General features: G+C 71.6%; 18 protein-coding genes and 6 tRNA genes. 12 read left to right on the top strand and 12 right to left on the bottom strand.

Annotation, left to right across the window (positions count from 1 at the left end; all coding sequences use genetic code 11):
• Positions 1–98: 98 nt before the first annotated feature.
• Positions 99–1,337 (bottom strand): ribonuclease D, encoded by a 1,239-nt coding sequence (locus ACTVCO_RS09610; RefSeq protein WP_443728196.1) that lies wholly within the window; start codon positions 1,335–1,337, stop codon positions 99–101.
• A gap of 79 nt (positions 1,338–1,416) precedes the next feature.
• The gene (locus ACTVCO_RS09605) at positions 1,417–1,989 is read right to left on the bottom strand and encodes a DUF3000 family protein (RefSeq protein WP_443728195.1); all 573 of its coding nucleotides are present in this window, start codon (positions 1,987–1,989) and stop codon (positions 1,417–1,419) included.
• A gap of 148 nt (positions 1,990–2,137) precedes the next feature.
• On the opposite strand from ACTVCO_RS09605, the gene gndA reads away from it, so the two are divergent.
• From gndA to ACTVCO_RS09590, 3 genes are read left to right on the top strand one after another with little or no spacing between them, the layout of a single operon-like run.
• Positions 2,138–3,571, top strand: a complete 1,434-nt coding sequence (gndA, locus tag ACTVCO_RS09600; RefSeq protein ID WP_443728194.1) for an NADP-dependent phosphogluconate dehydrogenase — start codon at positions 2,138–2,140, stop codon at positions 3,569–3,571.
• Complete coding sequence (locus ACTVCO_RS09595; RefSeq protein ID WP_443728193.1) at positions 3,568–4,827, top strand: carboxylate--amine ligase; 1,260 nt, start codon at positions 3,568–3,570, stop codon at positions 4,825–4,827. The genes gndA and ACTVCO_RS09595 overlap by 4 nt, the downstream gene beginning before the upstream one ends.
• Before the next feature lie 9 nt (positions 4,828–4,836).
• Positions 4,837–5,580: an aspartate/glutamate racemase family protein gene (locus tag ACTVCO_RS09590; RefSeq protein WP_443728192.1), complete on the top strand. Its 744-nt coding sequence runs from the start codon at positions 4,837–4,839 to the stop codon at positions 5,578–5,580.
• A gap of 32 nt (positions 5,581–5,612) precedes the next feature.
• Here the strand turns inward: ACTVCO_RS09590 and ACTVCO_RS09585 are convergent, their stop codons facing one another.
• Positions 5,613–6,410 carry a dihydrofolate reductase family protein gene (locus tag ACTVCO_RS09585; RefSeq protein WP_443728191.1) on the bottom strand — a complete coding sequence of 266 codons (798 nt, stop codon included), beginning with the start codon at positions 6,408–6,410 and terminating at the stop codon, positions 5,613–5,615.
• A gap of 144 nt (positions 6,411–6,554) precedes the next feature.
• Here ACTVCO_RS09585 and zapE point away from each other — a divergent pair, with 144 nt between their 5' ends.
• On the top strand, positions 6,555–7,607 hold the full coding sequence (gene zapE / locus ACTVCO_RS09580; protein ID WP_443728190.1) for a cell division protein ZapE: 1,053 nt from the start codon (positions 6,555–6,557) through the stop codon (positions 7,605–7,607).
• Positions 7,608–7,653: 46 nt separating this feature from the next.
• Here the strand turns inward: zapE and ACTVCO_RS09575 are convergent, their stop codons facing one another.
• The 7 genes from ACTVCO_RS09575 to ACTVCO_RS09545 all read right to left on the bottom strand — a co-directional run bounded on the left by ACTVCO_RS09575 (position 7,654) and on the right by ACTVCO_RS09545 (position 10,281).
• Positions 7,654–8,541 carry a PPK2 family polyphosphate kinase gene (locus tag ACTVCO_RS09575; protein WP_443728189.1) on the bottom strand — a complete coding sequence of 296 codons (888 nt, stop codon included), beginning with the start codon at positions 8,539–8,541 and terminating at the stop codon, positions 7,654–7,656.
• A gap of 81 nt (positions 8,542–8,622) precedes the next feature.
• Complete coding sequence (locus ACTVCO_RS09570; protein WP_443728188.1) at positions 8,623–9,456, bottom strand: helix-turn-helix transcriptional regulator; 834 nt, start codon at positions 9,454–9,456, stop codon at positions 8,623–8,625.
• 112 nt (positions 9,457–9,568) lie between these two features.
• Positions 9,569–9,643, bottom strand: a tRNA-Val gene (locus ACTVCO_RS09565).
• A gap of 75 nt (positions 9,644–9,718) precedes the next feature.
• Positions 9,719–9,790, bottom strand: a tRNA-Gly gene (locus tag ACTVCO_RS09560).
• A 224-nt stretch (positions 9,791–10,014) separates the two neighbouring features.
• A tRNA-Val gene (locus ACTVCO_RS09555) sits at positions 10,015–10,086 on the bottom strand.
• Positions 10,087–10,101: 15 nt separating this feature from the next.
• A tRNA-Cys gene (locus tag ACTVCO_RS09550) sits at positions 10,102–10,172 on the bottom strand.
• Positions 10,173–10,209: 37 nt separating this feature from the next.
• Positions 10,210–10,281, bottom strand: a tRNA-Gly gene (locus tag ACTVCO_RS09545).
• Between the two features lie 142 nt (positions 10,282–10,423).
• On the opposite strand from ACTVCO_RS09545, the gene ACTVCO_RS09540 reads away from it, so the two are divergent.
• The 4 genes from ACTVCO_RS09540 to ACTVCO_RS09525 all read left to right on the top strand — a co-directional run bounded on the left by ACTVCO_RS09540 (position 10,424) and on the right by ACTVCO_RS09525 (position 13,473).
• A complete protein-coding gene (locus tag ACTVCO_RS09540) occupies positions 10,424–11,560 on the top strand; it encodes a chorismate-binding protein (RefSeq protein ID WP_443728187.1) in 1,137 nt (378 codons plus the stop codon).
• Complete coding sequence (locus tag ACTVCO_RS09535; protein WP_443728186.1) at positions 11,557–12,381, top strand: aminotransferase class IV; 825 nt, start codon at positions 11,557–11,559, stop codon at positions 12,379–12,381. Before ACTVCO_RS09540 ends, ACTVCO_RS09535 begins: the two co-directional genes overlap by 4 nt.
• A 121-nt stretch (positions 12,382–12,502) precedes the next feature.
• Positions 12,503–13,270 carry a class E sortase gene (locus ACTVCO_RS09530; protein ID WP_443728185.1) on the top strand — a complete coding sequence of 256 codons (768 nt, stop codon included), beginning with the start codon at positions 12,503–12,505 and terminating at the stop codon, positions 13,268–13,270.
• Complete coding sequence (locus ACTVCO_RS09525; RefSeq protein ID WP_443728184.1) at positions 13,270–13,473, top strand: hypothetical protein; 204 nt, start codon at positions 13,270–13,272, stop codon at positions 13,471–13,473. Before ACTVCO_RS09530 ends, ACTVCO_RS09525 begins: the two co-directional genes overlap by 1 nt.
• Before the next feature lie 65 nt (positions 13,474–13,538).
• Here ACTVCO_RS09525 and ACTVCO_RS09520 read toward each other — a convergent pair.
• Positions 13,539–13,610: transfer RNA gene (locus ACTVCO_RS09520), tRNA-Val, on the bottom strand.
• Between the two features lie 103 nt (positions 13,611–13,713).
• Complete coding sequence (locus ACTVCO_RS09515; protein ID WP_443728183.1) at positions 13,714–15,402, bottom strand: long-chain-fatty-acid--CoA ligase; 1,689 nt, start codon at positions 15,400–15,402, stop codon at positions 13,714–13,716.
• Positions 15,403–15,535: 133 nt separating this feature from the next.
• Between ACTVCO_RS09515 and hrpB the strand changes: the two genes are divergently transcribed.
• From hrpB to pgsA, 4 genes are all read left to right on the top strand, one after another.
• Positions 15,536–18,049, top strand: coding sequence for an ATP-dependent helicase HrpB (hrpB, locus tag ACTVCO_RS09510; protein ID WP_443728182.1), 2,514 nt, complete (start codon positions 15,536–15,538; stop codon positions 18,047–18,049).
• 85 nt (positions 18,050–18,134) lie between these two features.
• Entirely contained in the window at positions 18,135–20,144 is a 2,010-nt protein-coding gene (gene thrS, locus ACTVCO_RS09505; protein ID WP_443728181.1) for a threonine--tRNA ligase, read from the top strand.
• Positions 20,145–20,147: 3 nt separating this feature from the next.
• Positions 20,148–20,723: an HIT family protein gene (locus ACTVCO_RS09500; RefSeq protein WP_443728180.1), complete on the top strand. Its 576-nt coding sequence runs from the start codon at positions 20,148–20,150 to the stop codon at positions 20,721–20,723.
• Positions 20,724–20,817: 94 nt separating this feature from the next.
• Positions 20,818–21,462: a phosphatidylinositol phosphate synthase gene (pgsA, locus tag ACTVCO_RS09495; RefSeq protein WP_443728179.1), complete on the top strand. Its 645-nt coding sequence runs from the start codon at positions 20,818–20,820 to the stop codon at positions 21,460–21,462.
• Positions 21,463–21,465: the final 3 nt, after the last annotated feature.

Below are 21,465 nucleotides of genomic sequence, written 5' to 3'. Positions count from 1 at the left end.
ATCAGTAAAGAGCGCAAGGGGCGGGACGGAAGTCCCTCGACACGGCACACGAACGGCTCCCCGCGCAGGGTGCGCGAGGAGCCGTCGAGGACGCGGACCTAGGCTGCGGCGATCGCCGTCGCAAGGTCCCCGGCAAGAAGCTCTCTCTGCCACGGACGAGCGCCCCGCTCCGCGAGGAACGCCGCAACCGAGTCGGCCGTGAGCACGGCCGGGGGAGCCCAGCACAGGCGACGCAGAGCGTCGGGCTGCACGAGGTTCTCGACCGGGACGAGAAGCTCCTCGGAACGCGTGGCGACGAGCGCACGGGCCACCTCGAGGCGTGCGGCAGCGTCCGGCTCGCGATCGGCCCACGCGCGGGCAGGCGGGGGAGCGTCCGTGCGAGGGCCCCGCAGCGGAGGCAGCTCCTCCTCAGGGAGCGCGAGCGCTGCGTCGATCGCGGACTGCCACAACGTCGCCCGGCGCGCTGTTCCGCGCCCCGAGAACAACGGGAGCGCGGTCAGGCCGCCGACGTTGCGCGGCATCGCCTGAGCTGCTGCGATGATGGCGCGGTCCGGGAGCACCCGACCCGGAGAGATGTCGCGTCGCTTGGCGTTGTCCTCACGCGTCTGCCACAGCGACCGGACGACCGCGAGCTGACGACGCGAGCGCAGGCTCGAGGCACCCGAGACCCGGCGCCAGGGATCGACACGAGGAGCGGGGGGCAGCGCGAGGCGTACGGCCTCGAACTCCTGCCGCGCCCACTCCGCCTTGCCCGCGTCCTCGAGCCGCTCGCTCAGCGCGTCGCGCAAGTCGACGAGCACCTCGACGTCGAGCGCTGCGTAGGTGAGCCAGGACTCGGGCAGGGGCCTGACCGACCAGTCGACCGCGGAGTGCTCCTTCGCGAGCCCGAGACCGAGCACCTCGCTCACGACGGACGCGAGGCCCACCCGCTGGAGCCCGAGCAGGCGCGCTGCGAGCTCGGTGTCGAAGACCGCGTCAGGCACGAGCCCCTGCACACTCAGCGGCTGCAGGTCCTGCGAGGCCGCGTGGAAGACCCACTCCGTTCCCTTGAGGGCGGCGTTGAGGCCTGAGAGGTCGGGCAGCGGCACCGGGTCGATCAGTGCGGTCCCCGCGCCTGCGCGACGCAGCTGCACCAGGTAGTTCTGCTGGCCGTAGCGGTAGCCCGACGCCCGCTCGGCGTCGACGGCGACGGGGCCGGAACCCTCAGCGAACGCGTTGATCGCCCGCTCGAGGGCTGACTGCGTGACGATGAGATCGGGAACGCCGTCGGCGGGGGTCGTCAGCGGGACGACGTCGGGCTCCTCGACCGCGGAAGCGGACGGCGCGGGCTGGCTCATGGGCTCCAGGCTAGACCCGAGTCGGGCTCGTCCCCGGGAGCGACTCGGACCCACCTGCGTGACAGAGGGCGCCCGAGCCTTAGCGACGGTCGTCGAGAGCTGTGATGCCGAGAGGGGGGACCCCCGCGAACTGACGCATGACACGCGCCCAGGACACGAGGAACGCGCCGACCTCGGGGTCCTTCGTGGACCACGAGGCGCGCAGCTCGAGCTCGACCTCTTCGGGCCGCCCCGCAACCGCACCGTGGTGCGTCGTGATCGTGCGCGTCACCGAGCCGCCCGCCTCGATCCCCGGGACGGGGCACCCCTCGAGCGCCTCGAGCATCCAGTCCCACGCGACCTCGGGCAGCATCGGGTCGCCCGACATCTCCTCGTCGAGCGCTGCACGGATGAGGACGATGACGCGGAACGCGCCGTCGTCGACGGGCGTGACCGGCGGGTCGTAGAGAACGACGAAGGTGCCGTCGGCAACCTCGTCGTCGGGAGCCTCGGGCCGCACGAGCGAACCCGACAGAGCGACCGCGTACGCCGCCGCACGCGACGGGGCCGGGATCTCCGTGAGCGCGATGCCCGTGCCCGCGGCCGCCGAGCGCAACGAGACGAGTGCCTGCGCGAACTGCGCGGGCACGTGCGCAAGCGCGGTGGCGACCATGGCGCCACTGTAGGCAGGAGGCCGCCGAGCGGTCCGTGCGCCACGCCGCGGACGGTCACTGACACATGCTGGTCGTCCGGGCGGGCAGAGAACCGCGAGGGATATCCTCGCTGGTGGTACTTGTTCATCCGGAGGGAGAGTTCACACGATGACGGCACGTGCGCAGATCGGTGTCACCGGGCTAGCGGTGATGGGTCGCAACCTGGCCCGCAACTTCGCCCGTCACGGGTACACCGTGGCAGTTCACAACCGGTCGTACGCCAAGACCGAGTCCCTCATCGCCGATCACGGCGACGACGGCGACTTCGTGGCCTCGGAGTCGATGGCTGACTTCGTCGCCTCGCTCGCGCGGCCTCGCAAGGTCGTCATCATGGTGAAGGCGGGCGCGGCAACCGACGCTGTCATCGCCGAGCTCATTCCGCTCCTCGACGAGGGCGACATCGTCATCGACGCCGGCAACGCTCACTTCCCCGACACGCGTCGGCGCGAGGTCGAGCTCAAGGCGCACGGCCTGCACTTCGTCGGCGCGGGCGTCTCCGGCGGCGAGGAGGGCGCGCTCAACGGTCCTTCGATCATGCCGGGCGGCTCACCCGAGTCCTACGAGTGGCTGGGCCCGATCCTCGAGGACATCTCGGCCAAGGTCGACGGTGTTCCCTGCTGCACGTACGTCGGCCCCGACGGCGCCGGCCACTTCGTCAAGATGGTCCACAACGGCATCGAGTACGCCGACATGCAGCTCATCGCCGAGGCCTACGACCTGCTCAAGCAGGGCCTGGGTGCCTCCGCGAAGGAGATCGGCGAGATCTTCGCCGAGTGGAACAAGGGTGACCTTGAGTCCTTCCTCATCGAGATCACCGCCGACGTCCTCGCTCACGTCGACGCCGCGACCGGCAAGGCGTTCGTCGACGTCGTGCTCGACCGCGCCGAGCAGAAGGGCACGGGCCGCTGGACCGTCCAGAACGCACTCGACCTCGGCGTGCCGATCACGGGCATCGCCGAGGCCACGTTCGCCCGCGCGCTGTCCGGCTCCGTCCCGCAGCGCGAGGCCGGTCGTGTCCTGCAGGCCGAGGCCGGAACGTGGCAGGTCAGCGACCGCGCCGCGTTCATCGAGGACGTCCGCCTCGCGCTCTACTCCTCCAAGGTCGTCGCGTACTCCCAGGGCTTCGACCAGATCGCCGCGGCATCGGCCGAGCTCGGCTGGAACATCGACCGCGGTGCCATGGCGCGCATCTGGCGCGGGGGCTGCATCATCCGAGCCCGCTTCCTCAACCGCATCACCGAGGCCTACGAGCGCAACCCTGAGCTTTCGCTCCTGCTCGCCGACCCGTACTTCACGGAGCAGGTCGGCCAGGGCGTCAGCGCCTGGCGTCGCATCGTCGCGCAGGCGGCGCTCAACGGGGTGCCCACCCCCGCGTTCTCGTCGTCGCTCGCGTACTACGACGGCGTCCGTGCCGAGCGTCTTCCCGCGAACCTCATCCAGGCGCAGCGCGACTTCTTCGGAGCGCACACCTACCAGCGGGTCGATACCGACGGCGTGTTCCACACGGAGTGGTCGGGGGACCGCTCCGAGCAGCCCGCATGACACGTCGCGCCCAGCGCGCCCTCGTCCCCGCTCAGCGCCTCCAGCCGGTCGTGCTGGGCGGGGACATCGGTGCGTACTCCCTCGCCCGCACCTTTCACGAGGCTTACGGCGTCCGCGCGATCGTCGTCTCGTCGGTCTCGACCGGCCTCGTGCGGCACTCTCGGATCCTCGAGCACGTCGTCGAGCCTCACCTTGACGACGCCGACGCGGCGGTCGCCGTGCTTGCGCGCATCGCCGCCGAGCACCGTGACTCCCAGCTCATCCTGCTGGGCTCCGCGGACTGGCACGTGCGCACGATCGTCGAGCAGCGCGACCGCATCGACCCCGCCTACACGATCCCGTACGTCGAACAAGGTCCGCTCGACGTCATGACGGACAAGGAGCGCTTCGGCTCCCTGTGCGCCGAGCTCGGCATCTCCCACCCCACGACGATCGTGCACGACGTGCGCTCGACCGAGCCGATCGATGCCTCGGCCCTGCGCTTCCCCGTGATCGCCAAGGCCGCCGACTCGAGCCTCTACCACCACGTGGAGTTCCCCGGGAAGAAGAAGGTCTTCAACGTCGCCACACCCGGCGACCTCGACGACCTGCTTGCGCGCGTGCGCGCGGCCGGGTACACCGGCACGTTCCTCGTCCAGGACTTCATCCCGGGCGACGACTCGGGCATGCGCATCCTCACGTGCTACGTCGACGCAGCGGGCGAGGTCGTCTTCTCCGCATCGGGTCACGTGCTGCTCGAGGAGCACACGCCCGGCGCGCTCGGCAACCCCGCCGCGATCATCACGGGCCACGACCCCGAGACGGTTGCTCAGGCGAGCGCGCTCTTGCGCAAGGTCGGCTGGCGCGGGTACGCGAACTTCGACATGAAGTACGACCCGCGCGACGGACGCACCGTGTTCTTCGAGCTCAACCCGCGCCTGGGCCGCTCGAACTTCTACATCACGGCGGCCGGCGTCAACCACGTCGAGCTGTACGTGCGCGAGCTCATCCAGAACCTGCCCCCGCTTCCCGAGGGCGCACCGAGCCACCTCCTCGGAGAGCATCTGTACGCGATGATCCCGAAGTTCCTCGTGCGTCGCCACGTCGCCGACGCGAGCCTGCGCGCGAAGGTCACGGGCCTGGGCCGGTCGGGCCGCGCCACGAACCCGCTGTGGTACCGAGCCGAGACCGACCCGCGCCGCATCGCCTACCTCGTCGTCGCCCAGCTCAACCAGGTCCGCAAGTTCGCGCGCTACCTGCCCAGGGCACGCGCCTAAGATGTGCGGGTGAGCGGTGACCAGCAGAACCTCAGGATGCACGGCCTCGTCGGAGTGATCGGCGGGGTGGGTCCGCTCGCCACCGCATACTTCCTCAATCACGTCGTCAGGCTCACGGTCGCCGAGCGCGACCAGGACCACGTCGACATGATCGTGCTCAACCACGCGACGATCCCGGACCGTACCGCCTTCATCCTCGGTGCCTCCGCGGACGATCCGGGCCCCGTGCTCGCGCGCGACGCCCAGCGTCTCGAGGCGTTCGGTGCCGACTTCCTCGTCATGCCGTGCAACACCGCGCACTACTTCACGCAGCAGGTCCTCGACGCCATCACGGTGCCGTTCGTCTCGATCATCGCGACGACGGTCGACGCGGCGCGCGAACGCGTCGCGGGGCTACGGGCGGTCGGACTGCTCGCGACGAGCGGCACGGCGTCGTCGGGGGTCTACCAGGACGCGTTCGACGCGCACGACGTCACCACCCTCACGCCCGACGAGGCCGACCAGGCGATCGTCTCGTCGATCATCTACGACCAGGTCAAGGCTGGCCTCCCCGCCGATCTCGACGCGCTGCGCGGCGTCGTCGAGCGCCTCGTGGCGCGCGGTGCGCAGATCATCGTGCTCGGGTGCACCGAGCTCTCGGTCATCGCCGTCGACCACCATCTGCTCGCGGATCCGCTCTACATCGACTCGACCGACCAGCTGGCGCGCGCGACGATCCGACACGCGGGCGGCACGGTTCGGCACGAGGTCTGACGCTCGGCAGGCCGTCTGGCCGCCCGTCGCCGCTAGGCGACCGTCCACCGCGTCATGAGGACGTCGTCCGCGCGCAGCAGCGTTGCAAGGTGCACCGCGGCGGGATGCGCCTCGGCTGACTCCCCGGCAACGATCCGCCCCGCTCCGGGGCCGACCGCGTGCGGGCTCGTCGTCACGCACAGGTCGTCGACGAGGTCCGCCGCGAGCAACGCAGCGAGCAGGTGAGGTCCACCCTCGGTGAGGACCCGCCCCAGCCCGCGCTCGGCCAACGAGCCGAGGACATCCCTGAGATCGATGTCATCGGTCCCGCAGACCAGGAGCCGCTCCGGGTCGATGAGGCCCTCGAGCCGCGCGGCTCCGAGGACCCCCGTCGCGACGACGACCGACGGGTCAGATGCGAGAGCCGCGGGCACCTCGCCCGAGCGCGTGACGATCGCGAGCCACAGGGTATCGTCGCGTCCGGCGGTGCGGCGCAGTCCGCGCACACGCTCGGCCACCTCGACCGGACCGTAGCCCTCGGCCCGCACGGTGCCCGCGCCCACGAGGACGACGTCGGCCAGTGCGCGCAGCACTTCGAAGACCCGCAGGTCGGCGGGCCCGTTGATCGACCCGGAGAGGTGGTCGTGGCCCCACGCGGCGCCGTCGATCGTCGAGATCATGTTGGCCCGCACCCAGACGTCCGCGACGGCTCCGGGACGGTCGCTCGCGGCAGGGTGCGCGAGGAGCGGCCCGAGGACGGGCTCGTCGGGCACCGCGGCGACCCCCGTCGCGGCGGCTGTCGCCGGCAGGAGGATGTCGAGAGCGGGCAGGGTGGGCGCGTCGTCGGGCATGGTCCGAGCGTAGGCGGGGGAGCGGGCCGCCGGTACCCGGAGCCGGCAGCGCGTCGTCGCCACCCCGCCCGGTGTGATGCGCGTCGCATTGTGTGCGGTGGGACGAGGCCCGGGCTGGTGACCGAGCGCAGCTACCGTGAACGGGTGACCTCACCGACCGCGCTGTGCGACGTGCGTCCCGTGGTGGGGCGCGAGCGGCTCCTCACCGATCTCGTCCCTCCGCGCTACTTCGACGACGCATCCTTCGCCTCCTACGCGCCCGACCCCGCGCATCCCACGCAGCAGGCCGCGGTCGAGCGCCTGGCCGAGCTTGCCGCGCGCCTCACGTCGCCGGCGCGGGGGCTCGGCGCATTGCTGCGCAGGCGGCGCACAGCTGCTCCGTCCGTCTACCTTGACGGCGGGTTCGGGGTCGGCAAGACGCACCTCCTCGCGGCCCTCGCCCACACGCTGGGACCCGAGCGAGCAGCGTTCGGCACGTTCGTCGCGTACACGAACCTCGTGGGCGCGCTCGGGTTCGCTGCCACGGTCGACGCGCTCGGTGCGCTCGACCTCGTCTGCATCGACGAGTTCGAGCTCGACGACCCGGGCGACACCGTCCTCGTCTCGCGCCTGCTGCGCGAGCTCGCCGACCGCGATGTCGCGCTCGCCGCGACGTCGAACACGCTGCCGGACGCCCTGGGCGAGGGGCGCTTCGCGGCCGAGGACTTCCTGCGCGAGATCCAGGCGCTCTCGGCGCGCTTCGAGGTGCTCCGGGTCGACGGTGAGGACTACCGTCAGCGCGCCGTCGTCACCGAGACCCACCCGCTGCCGGACAGTGTCCTGGTCGAGGCCGCCGCGCACACCCCGGGCACGACGTGCGACTTCTTCGACGACCTGCTCGCCCACCTGCGGACGGTCCACCCGAGCCGGTACGGCGCGCTTCTCGACGGTGTCGAGCTCGTCGCGCTGCGTGGCGTGCGGACGATCGAGCACCAGGACGAGGCGCTGCGGTTCGTCGTCCTCGCGGACCGGCTCTACGACCGTGGGGTTCCCGTGCTGCTCGGAGGCGACGCGCGCACCGCGCTCTTCACCCAGCAGATGCTCACGGGCGGATACCGCAAGAAGTACCTGCGCACGCTCTCACGCCTCGGCGCGCTCGCGCACGAGGGGCGTGCCCTGGTCGAGGCCGGGACGCGCAGCACGTCGCACACACCGTGAGCTGCACGCCCTGAGCTGCACGCCCTGAGCGGTCCGGCGAGAGCGGCTACTCGGCGGCCGACCGGGTCGCGGCGAGCCGCTTCTTCTCGACCTCGACGTCATAGTCGGCGGCGGGCCATCCGAGGTCGAGCGAGCGCAGCGTGTCGAGGAGGAGTCGCGTGACCGCGAGCCGCGCGTAGTCCTTGGAGTCGGCGGGGATGACGTACCACGGTGCGTCGGGAGTGCTCGTCCGGTCGAAGATCGCCTGATAGGCCTCCTGGTAGGCGTCCCACTGCAGGCGCGTGTCGACGTCTCCCGGCTTGTACTTCCACAGCTTGTCGGGGCGTTCGAGCCGCTCAGCGAGCCGCTCGTACTGCTCGTCGCGGGAGACCATGAGGGCGACCTTGATGATCGTCGTGCCCTGCGCGACGAGCTCGCGCTCGAACGCGACGATCTCGTCGTACCGCGCCTCCCACACCTCGCGCGGGACGAGGCCGGCGACGCGCGCGACGAGGACGTCCTCGTAGTGCGACCGGTCGAAGATGCCGATCCGTCCGGGCGCGGGGAGCGCGCGGCGGATCCGCCACAGATAGTCGTGCTCGCGTTCCTCCGGTGTCGGCACCCCGAACGCCGTGATCGAGAGTCCCTGGGGGTCGACCATGCCCGCGACGTGACGGATGATGCCGCCCTTGCCGGCCGTGTCGAGTCCCTGGATGACGAGCAGGATCGACCGGGTCCCGCCCGTGCGGCCCTCGGCGTAGAGCCGTTCTTGGAGGTCGGACAGCTCGTCGCCCAGCGCCACACGCAGCTTCTCTGCGGTCGCCGCGTCCTCGACGCAGGGCGTCGCGGCACGGTCGAGGTCCGCGAGGACGAACGTGCCCGGCTCGGGAGCGACGCGCAGCGCGTGGGCGAGGTGGTCGAGAGCGGCGAGCCGTTCGTGCGTCTTCTTTCCCATGGTGACTCCCTCTCCCGCGAGGCTGCGTCGTTGCAGCGCCTTCACGGTGAGTATGACGCACCCGGCCGGGCCGTGCCGAGCCTAGGCGTGGGGGCGGGTGGGAAGCTCGGTGCGGGTCGTTGCGGCGCGTTCGGGGAAGGACGCCGAGGGGTGCACGGCGGAGCGGTGGCCGGTGTCGTCCGAGCGTGTGAGGCGGACGACGCACTGTCCGGGAGCGGCGAACATCCCGATGCGGTCGAGCATCCACGGGCCGCGGCTGCGGGCGAGCACGCCCTCGAGGAGTCCCTCGTGAAGCCGACAGACGACGTCTGGATGCTTGCGCGCGAGGTCGAAGAACGGGCACCCGTGCGTCGTGTACTCCATGCCGTTCTCGCTCACGGCCGGGTCGAAGCCCGTCGCCACGAGGTGATCCTCGAGCAGCGCGATCTGTGTGCGGCCATCGTCTTCGATGTCCGCGGAGGCGGAGTGAGTGTCGTCGAAGCGGGGCCCGTGAGAGGGGGAACCGAGCAGGGTCCCGGGATCGAGAGCCGCGCCACGCCCCAGGTCGCGTGCTCGCTCGACGTCGGCGGGGGTCCCCGTCCCGAATCCCTGGACGAGAAGACGCAGGAGCTCTTCGCGCGCGGTCGCGTCACGCTCGTCGGCCGCGCGCCCGGGGGTGGCGACGGGGTCGGGGGTGGCGACCATGCGGTAGAGCATGCGCGGACGGCCCCTCGTGCGGCGCTCCTCGGGCTCGCACGCGACGAAGCCTGCGTCGATGAGCCGCCCCAGGTGCTCGCGTGCGGTGTTCGGGTGGATGCCGGCGATCTCAGCGAGCTCGTTGACGGTCATCCCGTCACGGTGCTGGAGGGCGTCGAGCAGAGCGACCCTGCTCGCCGACGCGAGCGCACGGTACGTGGTGACGCGACGGTTGCTCATGCGTCGATTATTGACGGCGGTGCTGGGGCATTCGTGGGACTTCGGTCCACAGATTCCCGCGGGGAGCGTGGCCTGGAGACGACGAACGCCACCCCGTGGGGTGGCCTTCGGCTGGTGGGCGATACTGGGATCGAACCAGTGACCTCTTCCGTGTCAGGGAAGCGCGCTACCGCTGCGCCAATCGCCCGTGCCTGTTGCCAGGCGCTGGGGGGATCCGCACGACGAGCCGCCACGAGGACGGCTCGGGTGGGGAACTTCTCCGAGCGGATGACGGGATTCGAACCCGCGACCCTCACCTTGGCAAGGTGATGCTCTACCACTGAGCCACATCCGCACGCCATCGCGTTCCGGTCTCCCGGGCCGCGCGGTGCTCACCAAAGATAGTCCACTGACCCGCAGTTTTCCAAAACGACAGCGCCATCGTGGGGTGCCTCACGTCCGGGGTCGTGTCACGGTCACGACGAACCGGTGCGCGGGGCTCGGGCCAACCCTGGCGAGAGGCCCGCGGACGGTTCCGGGAACGACGAAGGCCACCCCGAAGGGTGGCCTACGCGTGTGTGGGCGATACTGGGATCGAACCAGTGACCTCTTCCGTGTCAGGGAAGCGCGCTACCGCTGCGCCAATCGCCCGGAGGTGAAACTGCGAGGTGGAGACGGGATTCGAACCCGTGTATACGGCTTTGCAGGCCGCTGCCTCGCCTCTCGGCCACTCCACCGTGGACTACGAAACCGGCGAACCGGTGCTCGTCTCCGAGCGGATGACGGGATTCGAACCCGCGACCCTCACCTTGGCAAGGTGATGCTCTACCACTGAGCCACATCCGCATGACATCGGCCACCGAGTCTCCCCGGCGCCGTGGCACTCGCAGAACATTAGTCCACAGTTGGGCCGACGTCCAACTCACACCGGTGTGACCCGCGTCCGGACGGCCTCGGCGTGCACGTCGGGCCGGGATATCGTGGCGCCGTGACCCCCACCTCCGGATCCAGCGTCCGCGCGACCGCGCGGTTCGGCGGGATCCGTGCGCGGGGTGTCGTCGACGTCGTGGATCCATCGACGCAGGCAGGCGCGTTGCGGCTTGCTCAGGGCGGCACGTGGTTCGTGCAGGCGACGTTCGAGGGGGAGTGCGCCGCCTGGCGCATGGCGGAGGTCGGTTCCGACGACGGCGTGCCCGCTGCCTCCCCGTGGCACGGGCCGGCGCCCGAGGCCTGGGTGACCTCGTTGGACGCCGAGGAGTACCGCACCGGGGTGCGCGCGATCCGCTCCGCTGTTCGCGAGGGCGAGGTCTACCAGGTCAACCTGTGCCGCGTGCTCGCGGCACCGCTCGACCCTGCCGCACCGCTCGGCCCTGTCACGGCTCACGCCCACGACCCACAGGAGCCCGACGCAGCTGCGCTCGACGCGCGACTCGCAGCGGGCAACCCCGCGCCCTACGGCGGTCACCTCCACGTCCCTGCCGGGCAGTCGCTGCCGGGCGGTCGCCCGGTTCCGCCGGCCTGGGTCGTCCCCGCCTCGCCCGAGCTCTTCCTCGCGCTCGAGGACGGGCACCTGTCGTCCGCCCCGATCAAGGGCACCGCAGCAACTCCCGACGGCCTCACCCCCAAGGACGAGGCCGAGAACATCATGATCACCGACCTCGTCCGCAATGACCTGCAGCGCGTGTGCGTGCCGGGCACCGTGAGCGTCGAGCAGCTGCTCGCCGTCGAGCACCACCCGGGCCTCGTCCACCTCGTGACGACCGTGACAGGTGCCCTCACGCAGGGGACCAGGTGGGACGAGATCCTCGGCGCGACCTTCCCGCCCGCGTCGGTCTCCGGAGCGCCCAAGGCCGCCGCGCTGCGCCTCATCGGCGAGCTCGAACCCACGCCGCGCGGTCCGTACTGCGGTGCCTTCGGGTGGATCGACGCCGATGCGGGCCGTGCGCGGCTCGCCGTCGGCATCCGCACGTTCTGGTGGGCGGACGGCGCCCTGCGCTTCGGCACGGGCGCCGGCATCACCTGGGGCTCCGACCCTGAGGCGGAATGGCGCGAGACACAGCTGAAGGCCTCGATCCTCGTCGGGCTCGCCTCGACGCCCTCACCAGCGAGAGGAGACGTGCGATGACGACGGTCTGGCTCGACGGGAGGCTGCACGAGGCAACGGGCGCGGCCCTGCCCGTGCTCGACCACGCGGTCACGCTCGGCGACGGCGTCTTCGAGACGCTCACCGTCGTACGCGGAGTGCCCTTCGCCGTCACCCGGCACGTCGCGCGGCTCGTCGCGGCTGCCACGACCGTCGGCCTCGACGCCCCCGATCCGGACGTCGTGCGCGGTGCGCTCGCCGCCGTCATGCAGGCCAGCCCCGGGGCAGGGCGACTGCGCGTCACGTGGACTGCGGGGGACGGGCCCGCGGGACCCGCGCGCGGCGAAGGTCCCGGCCGGCTGCTCGTCACGGCGTCGGCCGCGCCACCTGCTCGGCCCGTGCGCCTCTGGCGTGCTCCGTGGGTGCGCAACGAACGGTCGCCGATCGCGGGCGTGAAGTCCACGTCGTACCAGGAGAACGTCGTCGCACGTGCCGCGGCCGAGCGCCACGGCGCCTCCGAGGCCCTCCTCGCGGACACGACGGGTCGCCTGAGCGAGGGCGCAACCTCGAACGTGCTCGTCTCCGACGACGAGGCTTTCTGCACCCCGAGCCTCGCGACAGGGTGCCTCCCGGGCGTGACGCGCGCACTTCTCCTCGCCTGGTCGAGCGACCTTCCGGCCCGGGTGCGCGAGCGCGATCTCCCCTTCGACGCGCTCGACGGACGGGCGCTCGCCGTGACGTCGTCCGTGCAGGGTGTCGCCCCCGCCGTCGCCCTCGACGGCAAGGAGCTTCCCGCCGACATGCGCCTCGTGACACTCGCCGCAGCCTTCGCCGCACTTCGCGACGACCACCTCGATCCGTAGCCACCACCGGCGCAACCCGCGCGGCAGCGCCGACCCGAGCGCGGCCACGCCGTCGGGCGCTCAGACGTGCGCGATACCGTGGGCGTTGCCACCCCGTGGCGATCCGGCAAGGAGGACCCTCATGCGTGCGAACCACGCCCTGCGGCGCGGAGCCGGACGCGTCCCCCCGCGCGTCGGCGTCCTCGGGTTCTTCGGCGAGCTCCTGCTCACGCTCGGTGGCGTGGTCGGCCTCTTTGTCGTCTGGCAGCTGTGGTGGACCGGCCTCGGCCCCACCGCCGAGGCGCACGAGCACATGATCGAGTTCTATGCCAGCACGGCGCCCGCAGCGCCCGAGCCCGTCGCGTCGAGCGCGCTGAGGACCGATGATGTTCCGGACGTCGCCCCCGTGGGCCACGGCGTCACCCTCGGGATCCTCGTCGTCCCCGAGTGGGCCGGCCGGACCCAGAACCGCATGCCGATCGTCGAAGGAGTGAGCCCCGACGTCCTCGACCGAGCGTTCGCCGGGCACTACCCCGAGTCCGCGACGCCCGGGCAGGTCGGGAACTTCTCGCTCGCCGGGCACCGTCGCTCCTACGGGAACAGCTTCCAGCACGTGCCCGACCTCGCGCCAGGGGACGCCGTCGTCGTCGAGACCGCCGAGACATGGTTCGTCTACCGCGTCACCCGGCACGACGTGGTGACGCCAGACCGCGTCGACGTCGTCGCACCCGTCCCGGAACACCCCGGCGCCGTTCCGACCGAGCGCCTGCTCACGCTCACGACATGCCACTCGCTGCGCTACGGCGCCTTCGGCAACGACCACCGGTGGATCGTGCACGCGAAGCTCGAGGGCTGGCTCCCGCGAGCGGCTGGAACCCCCGACGTCGTCGCTCACCTGGAGGCACCCTGATGTGGACGTGGCTCTTCCGGCACCTGCCCGGCCCGACGCTCGTGCGCGTCCTGGTCGTGGTGCTCGCGATGGCAGCGCTCGTCGCTGTGCTCTTCGTCTGGGTGTTCCCGTGGACCGTGGAGCAGTGGCCAGGCCTCGTCGGCCGCCCGGACGTCGCAGCGTCGGCCCATGGGCCGACGGCCCTGCGCGCGCCTCACGCCTAGCAGCTCCGCGCCAGCCCTCACACCGACGAAGGCCCCTCCCGGAACGGGAAGGGCCTTCGATCGTGTGGGCGATACTGGGTTCGAACCAGTGACCTCTTCGGTGTGAACGAAGCGCGCTACCACTGCGCCAATCGCCCGCGTGGTGCGGGGACGACTCTAGCGCGCGAACCCGCGAGGTGTGAAATCAGGTCCAGCCTCCCCCCCCGACGCCCAGTGCCCGCCGGGGGGAGCGCACCCGTCTCAGACGAGGGGGAGGATCAGCTCTCGCACCTTGGCGCGCAGCACCTTGCCGAGCATCGACCGCGGCGTCTCCTCGACGGCAACGATGCGGCGCGGAACCTTGTAGGCCGCAAGACGCTCGCGACAGAAGGCCCGCAGCACCTCCTCGTCGAGGGTCGCACCCTCCTCGAGCTCGACCGCCGCGACAACCATCTCGCCACCACGCTCGAGCGGCTTGCCGACGACCGCCGCATCCTTGACCGACGCATGCTGGCGCAGGACCTCCTCGACCTCGGAGGGGGCGACGTTGAAGCCGCCCGTGATGACGAGCTCCTTGACACGGTCGACGATCGTCGTGAAGCCGTCAGCATCCACCGTGACGATGTCCCCCGTGCGCAGCCACCCGCCCTCGAGGAGCGTCGCCGCGGTCTCGTCCGGCTCGTTCCAGTACCCCCGGAACACCTGCGGCCCCTTGAGCAACAGCTCGCCACGCTCACCCGGGGCGACCTCACGGGTCAGGTCGTCCGGGTCGACGACCTTCATCCACGTCGAAGGGAAGGGCACCCCGATCGTCCCCGTCCGACGCGACGCGTGGAACGGGTTGCCCAGCGCGACGGGCGAGGACTCCGTCATGCCATAGCCCTCGACGAGCAGCCCGCTCGACATCGACTCCCACAGCTCGACGACGTGGCTCGGCAGGTTCATCGCACCCGAGATGCAGAACTTCGCCGACTGCAGCGACTGGCCCCGCTCCTTGGCCGCGAGCGCCGTGCGCTCGTAGATCGGCGGGACCGCGCAGTAGACCGTCGCCGGAGACTTCTTCCACGCGTCGAGCACCATGGCCGGGTCGAACTTGGGGAACATGACGAGCAGTGCCTGCTTGAGGACGCCGAACGTCAGGTAGAGGGTCATCCCAAACGCGTGGAACATCGGCAGGATCGCGTAGATGACCTCCTTGCGGAGCTCGGCGCCACGCATCCACGCCTCACCCTGCAGGGCGTTCGCGTGCAGGTTGAGATGCGTGAGCATCGCGCCCTTGGGACGGCCCGTCGTCCCCGACGTGTACTGGATGACCGCAAGATCCTCGAGCGCCGGGTACGGGTGCTCGGCCGCGATCGGCGAGGACGCGAGCAGATCGCGCCACGCGACGGTGCCCGTCGTGCGCGCCGTCAGGCCACGGCGCGTCTCGCGCAGCTTCGCCACCGGCAGGCGCAGGGCCGCACGCTTGATCGCAGGGAACTCCGCGAGGAGGTCGACCGCGACGATCGTCGGAACCGACATGTCCGTGGGGAACGTCTGGAGCGCAGCCACCGACTTGTCCCACGCGATGACAACACGCGCCTGGTGCGACTCGAACAGGTGCCGCAGCTCCCGCGCGGTGTAGAGCGGGTTGTGCTCGACGACGATCGCCCCGAGCCGCAGCACGGCATAGAACGCCACGATGTGCTGAGGACAGTTCGGCAGGATGATCGCGACACGGTCGCCCGCCCGCACACCGAGGCGCCGCAGGCCCTCGGCCGCGCGATCAACCTTGGCGCCCAGCTCCGTGTACGTCGTGCGACGTCCGAAGAACTCCGTCGCCGGCAAGGGCCCTGCCTCGCGCACGGACCGCTCGAACATGGCCACGAGCGAGTCCGTCGGCATCTCGATGTCGGCGGGAACGCCCGGCTGATAGTGCGCGACCCAGGGCCGCTCGTCAGAAGAGGTCATGTCTGCCATCTTCTCTCTCCGCGCAAGCACCGCGCTGTCGCCACAGGTCCCGAGCGTGAGAGAACCCTCACATCTCGCACCGCAACAGGCACCCCGGGGCAGGCCACCCCGGCAGACGTCGGGGCACGAGAGGATGGTGCCCGTGACCGACCCCATCGCCCGACTCCTCGCGGCACCGCCCGACCTCCCGGTCGCGCAGCACCTGGGCGAGGTACGCGCCCGCCTCGCGCAGGCCGGCGTCCTCGTCGTCGCAGCCCCACCCGGAACAGGAAAGACCACCCTCGTCCCGCCCGCCCTCGCCGCCGACGTCACCGGACGCGTCCTCGTCACCCAACCCCGCCGCGTCGCGGCGCGCGCAGCCGCCCGCCGCCTCGCCGAGCTCTGCGGCGACGAGGTCGGCGGCATCGTCGGGCACGCCGTGCGCGGCGACGTCCGCCGCAGCGCACGCACCCGCATCGAGGTGGCGACCGCAGGCCTCGTCCTGCGCAGGGTCCAGTCCGACCCGGGGCTCGACGGCGTCGATGTCGTCGTCCTCGACGAGGTCCACGAACGCCACCTCGACGCCGACCTCCTCCTCGCGCTCCTCCTCGAGGTACGCCGCACGCTCCGCCCCGAGCTCCGGATCGTCGTCATGTCCGCGACCATCGACATCGACGCGCTCGCGGACCTCATCGGGGACGACGCCCCCGCGCCCATCGTCAACATCGCCGCCGAGACCCACCCCGTCACGATGCACTGGGCACCGCCACCCGCGCGCGTCGCGCGGCTCGACGAACGCGGACCGACGCGCGGCTTCCTCGACCACGTCGCCGCGACGACACGCGCTGCGCTCGCGGACGCTCCCGGTGACGTCCTCGTCATCGTGCCCGGGGCCCGCGAGGTGGACACGATCGCCCGGGCTCTCGACGGCGCACGCGACGCCTCCGGAGGCACCGTCGACGTGCGCCGCCTGCACGGACGCCTTCCCGGCTCCGAGCAGGACCTCGCGCTGCGCGAGGGCCCGCGGCGACGCATCGTCGTCGCGACCGCGGTCGCCGAGTCCTCGCTCACCGTCCCGGGCGTGCGGACCGTCGTCGACGCGGGCCTCGCCCGCGAGCCGCGCACCGATCACGTCCGCGGGCTCGCCGGGCTCGTCACGGTTTCGGTGAGCCGCGCGGGCGCCGACCAGCGCGCAGGACGCGCGGGGCGCCTCGGGCCCGGGACGGCATGGCGATGCTGGGCCGAGAACGACCATCCGCGACTGCGGCCCTTCGCCGAACCCGAGATCCGCACGGCCGACCTCGCCGCATTCGTGCTCTCGGCCGCCTGCTGGGGCGGCTCGCCGGCCGACCTCGCGCTTCTCGACGCACCCCCTCCCGCAGCGCTCGCCTCAGCCCGCGCGACCCTGCACGCCCTCGGGGCGCTCGACGACGACGGCCACGTCACCCCGCGCGGTCGCCGCATCGACGCCCTGGGAACCGATCCGCGTCTCGCCCGGGCCCTGCTCGACGGGGCCGACGCGGTCGGCGCGCGTCGCGCCGCCGAGATCGTCGCCCTGCTCGACTCCGCTCCCAGCGCGCCGGGAGCAGACCTCGTCGCGGCGTGGCGCCGCATCCGGCAGGGCGGCCCGGGCAGCGAGGACTGGCGCCGCCAGTCCCGGCGCCTCGCGGACCGTCTCGGCGCAGCGGGTGCCCCCGAGCACCGGCTCGGTGACGACGCGGCTGCGGGCCTCGTCGTGGCGCTCGCCCATCCCGAACGCATCGCCCGACGTCGCCCGGGAGGCCGTGGGTACCTCATGGCGAGCGGAACCGGTGCGGCCCTCCCAGCGGGCTCGGCCCTCGCGGGTGCGCAGTGGCTTGCGATCGCCGACGCCGACCGAGGCCCGGGACGTTCCGACGCGCTCGTGCGCGCGGCCGCGCCGCTCGACGAGGACAGCGCGCTCGACGCCGCGGGCGGGCTGCTGCACGAGGAGACGAGCCTCGAGCGGCGCGACGGACATCTGCTCGCGTTGCGACGCACCCAGCTGGGTGCCATCACCCTCGTCGAGGAACGCCTGCCCCGGCCCGACCGCGCGACGGTTGCTGCCGCGGTCCGCGACGGCCTGCGCCGCGACGGGCTTCCGCCTCTCTCCGAGTCCGCGAGCCGGCTGCGAGCGCGCCTCGCGCTCGTCCACCGCACGCTGGGGGAGCCGTGGCCCGACGTCTCCGACGAGGCTCTCCTCGGCCGGCTCGAGGACTGGCTCGGGCCAGACCTCGGCGACCTGCGGACGCCCGCAGACTTCACGCGCCGCGACTCTGCTGCCCTGCGCAGGCTCCTGCCGTGGCCCGAGGCCGCGCGGCTCGACGAGCTTGTCCCGGAGCGGCTCTCGCTGCCCGCGGGGACGAGTGCCGCGGTCGACTATGCGGGGGATGTGCCCGTGCTCGCGGCCAAGGTCCAGGAAGTCTTCGGCTGGGACGTCACGCCCCGGCTGGTCGACGGCCGTGTGCCGGTCGTCCTCCACCTGCTCTCGCCCGCGCGCCGACCGACCGCGGTGACGAGCGACCTCGCCTCGTTCTGGCAGCAGGGCTACCCGCAGGTGCGCGCGGAGCTCCGCGGCCGCTACCCCAAGCACGACTGGCCCCACGATCCGACGACCGCGGTCGCGTCACGCGGCGTGCGTCGCCGGTAGCATCGTCGGGTGCGGCCCGCTGCACGAGAACCGATCCACGCACGGACGGCCCCGGTATGGCCGCCCGCAACCACAAGGAGCACCCGTGTCCGTAGAACCCCAGATCACCCTCACCATCGACGGCGTCGAGACCACGGTGACGACGGGGACGACGGGCACCGAGGTCTTCGCCGACCGCCGCGACGTCGTCGTCCTGCGGATCGACGGTGAGCTCGTCGACCTCGCCACCGTGCTCGCCGGCGGTGCTGTCGTGGAGGGCGTGACGATCGATTCCGCCGACGGCCTCGCCGTGCTGCGGCACTCGGCCGCCCACGTCATGGCGCAGGCCGTGCAGCAGGTCAACCCGGACGCCAAGCTCGGCATCGGGCCGCCCATCAAGGACGGCTTCTACTACGACTTCGACGTCACCGAGCCGTTCACGCCCGACGACCTCAAGGCCCTCGAGAAGGCCATGATGCGCATCGTCAAGGAGGGCCAGACCTTCCGCCGCGTCGAGGTCACGGACGCCGAGGCGCTCGCGCAGTGCGCGCAGGAGCCCTACAAGATCGAGCTCATCGGCCTGAAGTCCTCGAGCGCCGACGCCGCCGAGGGCGCGTCCGTCGAGGTCGGCGAGGGTGGGCTCTCGATCTACCAGAACGTGCGCCGGGGCGGTGACGTCGTCTGGCAGGACTTGTGCCGTGGCCCGCACCTGCCGTCGACCAAGCTCATCGGCAACGGCTTCAAGATCATGCGGTCGGCCGCGGCCTACTGGCGCGGCTCCGAGAAGAACCCGCAGCTCCAGCGTCTCTACGGGACGGCGTGGCCGTCGAAGGACGAGCTCACCGCCTACCTCGACCGCCTTGCCGAGGCCGAGCGCCGCGACCACCGTCGCCTCGGCGCCGAGATGGACCTGTTCTCCTTCCCGGACGCGATCGGCTCAGGCCTGCCCGTGTTCCACCCCAAGGGCGGTGTCATCCGCACGGAGATGGAGAACTACTCGCGCCGCCGGCACATCGAGGCGGGCTACTCCTTCGTCAACACTCCGCACATCACCAAGGGCCACCTCTACGAGATCTCGGGTCACCTCGACTGGTACCGCGACGGGATGTTCCCCGCGATGCACGTCGACGAGGAGGTCGATGACGCGGGCGTCGTGACGAAGCCGGGCCAGGACTACTACCTCAAGCCCATGAACTGCCCCATGCACAACCTCATCTTCGACGCGCGCGGCCGGTCCTACCGCGAGCTGCCGTTGCGGCTGTTCGAGTTCGGCACGGTCTACCGCTATGAGAAGTCGGGCGTCGTGCACGGCCTCACGCGGGTTCGTGGCCTCACGCAGGACGACGCCCACATCTACTGCACCAAGGAGCAGATGAAGGACGAGCTCGCGAACACGCTGAAGTTTGTGCTCGACCTGCTCGCCGACTACGGCCTCGACGACTTCTACCTCGAGCTCTCGACGAAGAACCCCGAGAAGTTCGTGGGCGACGACGACGTGTGGGACGAGGCGACCCGCACCCTCGAAGAGGTTGCGACCGCGTCGGGTCTCGACCTCGTCCCGGACCCGGGCGGCGCCGCGTTCTACGGCCCGAAGATCTCGGTGCAGGCGCGCGACGCGATCGGCCGCACGTGGCAGATGTCGACGATCCAGCTCGACTTCAACCTGCCCGAGCGCTTCGACCTCGAGTACGCGGCAGCTGACGGCACCCGCCAGCGCCCCGTGATGATCCACCGTGCGCTGTTCGGCTCGATCGAGCGTTTCTTCGGCGTGCTCCTCGAGCACTACGCGGGCGCGTTCCCGGCGTGGCTCGCGCCCGTCCAGGTCCTCGCGGTCCCCGTGGCCGAGCCGTTCAACGACTACCTCGCCGACGTCGTCGGGCAGCTGCGCGCCCAGGGCGTGCGGGCGGAGCTCGACGACTCGAGCGACCGCTTCGCCAAGAAGATCCGCACGGCCTCGACGCAGAAGGTCCCGTTCACGCTCATCGCCGGCGGCGAGGATGTCGAGAACGGTGCGGTCTCGTTCCGCTTCCGCGACGGCAGCCAGGAGAACGGCATCCCGGTGGCCGACGCGATCGCGCGGATCACCGCGGCGATCCGCGACCGGGCGCAGGTCTGACGCGTGCCGACGCCCGACGACGCCCGCAGCCCCGAGGTCGAGCCGACCTCGGGGCTCGCGGGTGTCCCGGACGGCTTCGGCCGCTTGTGGACGCCTCACCGCATGGCGTACATCCAGGGGGAGAACAAGCCGTCGGACGCGGGTGAGGACTCGTGCCCCTTCTGCGTCGCTCCGGGGCGCAGTGACGTCGACGCGCTCATCGTGCACCGCGGGGTGACGTCGTACGTCGTCCTCAACCTCTACCCGTACAACGGTGGGCACCTGCTCGTCTGCCCGTACCGGCACGTGTCGGACTACACCGACCTCACCGCGGACGAGACCCACGAGGTCGCCGCACTCACGCAGACGGCGATGCGCGTCGTGCGCGCGGTCTCGGGTCCGGCGGGCTTCAACCTCGGCATGAACCAGGGTGAGGTGGCGGGTGCGGGCATCGCCGCGCACCTGCACCAGCACGTCGTGCCACGATGGCTCGGCGACATGAACTTCCTGCCTGTCGTCGGGCGTACCAAGGCGCTTCCCGAGCTGCTCGCGGACACGCGGGCGCGGCTCGCGTCGGCGTGGCCCGACGAGACAGACTGAACGACGGCGCGCACAGCGCGCGGGCCCGCGAGAGCGGGCTGACAGCCGGGTCCGCCCGGTTCCTGGGCTCCGGCCCGCTGACGGAAGGACGACGGTGCTCGACAACCTGCGCTCGCTGTCCACGTGGCTCTTCACGCCCGTGGCCAAGCTGCTCCTCAGGCTGGGTGTTACGCCTGACGCCGTGACGATCGCGGGAACGTTCGGCACGGTCGTGGTCGCGCTGTGGCTCTTCCCGACGGGTCATCTCGTCGCGGGGGCGTGGACGATCGGAGCGCTCGTGCTCGCCGACGCGCTCGACGGCATCATGGCGCGGACCGCGGGGCGGTCGGGACCGTGGGGAGCCTTCCTCGACTCGACCCTTGACCGCGTCGCGGATGCGGCGATCTTCGGCGGGCTGCTGCTCTTCTTCTTGCGCGAGGGCTCGGACGCGGGCGTCACGGTCGCACTGGCTTGCCTCGCTCTGGGCGGCGTCGTCCCGTATGCCCGGGCGCGTGCTGAGGGCCTGGGGATGACGGCCGCGGTCGGTGTCGCCGAGCGCGCGGACCGGCTCGCGATCGCGCTCGTCGCGGCGCTCGTCGTCGGGTATGGCGCACCGCTCGCGGTGCTCGTCTGGACGCTCGGCGTGCTCGCTGCGCTCTCGGCGATCACGGTCGTGCAGCGCATGGCAACCGTTCACTCGCAGGCGCGTGCGGCGGCCGCCGCGCCTGCCGCGTCGGCCGCCGCAGCCCAGGGGGAGTGACGC

This window comes from Sanguibacter sp. A247 (assembly GCF_052324925.1).
GTDB lineage: Bacteria > Actinomycetota > Actinomycetes > Actinomycetales > Cellulomonadaceae > Flavimobilis.
Note: the sequence above shows the minus strand (reverse complement) of the source record. Positions and strands in the feature narration are given on the sequence as shown.

Bases quoted from the DNA above. Each gene is read 5' to 3' on its own strand.
- ACTVCO_RS09610 (WP_443728196.1), bottom strand. From the start codon at position 1,337: ATGAGCCAGCCCGCGCCGTCCGCTTCCGCGGTCGAGGAGCCCGACGTC.
- ACTVCO_RS09605 (WP_443728195.1), bottom strand. From the start codon at position 1,989: ATGGTCGCCACCGCGCTTGCGCACGTGCCCGCGCAGTTCGCGCAGGCA.
- gndA (WP_443728194.1), top strand. From the start codon at position 2,138: ATGACGGCACGTGCGCAGATCGGTGTCACCGGGCTAGCGGTGATGGGT.
- ACTVCO_RS09595 (WP_443728193.1), top strand. From the start codon at position 3,568: ATGACACGTCGCGCCCAGCGCGCCCTCGTCCCCGCTCAGCGCCTCCAG.
- ACTVCO_RS09585 (WP_443728191.1), bottom strand. From the start codon at position 6,410: ATGCCCGACGACGCGCCCACCCTGCCCGCTCTCGACATCCTCCTGCCG.
- ACTVCO_RS09575 (WP_443728189.1), bottom strand. From the start codon at position 8,541: ATGGGAAAGAAGACGCACGAACGGCTCGCCGCTCTCGACCACCTCGCC.
- ACTVCO_RS09570 (WP_443728188.1), bottom strand. From the start codon at position 9,456: ATGAGCAACCGTCGCGTCACCACGTACCGTGCGCTCGCGTCGGCGAGC.
- ACTVCO_RS09535 (WP_443728186.1), top strand. From the start codon at position 11,557: ATGACGACGGTCTGGCTCGACGGGAGGCTGCACGAGGCAACGGGCGCG.
- ACTVCO_RS09530 (WP_443728185.1), top strand. From the start codon at position 12,503: ATGCGTGCGAACCACGCCCTGCGGCGCGGAGCCGGACGCGTCCCCCCG.
- ACTVCO_RS09525 (WP_443728184.1), top strand. From the start codon at position 13,270: ATGTGGACGTGGCTCTTCCGGCACCTGCCCGGCCCGACGCTCGTGCGC.
- ACTVCO_RS09515 (WP_443728183.1), bottom strand. From the start codon at position 15,402: ATGACCTCTTCTGACGAGCGGCCCTGGGTCGCGCACTATCAGCCGGGC.
- hrpB (WP_443728182.1), top strand. From the start codon at position 15,536: ATGGTGCCCGTGACCGACCCCATCGCCCGACTCCTCGCGGCACCGCCC.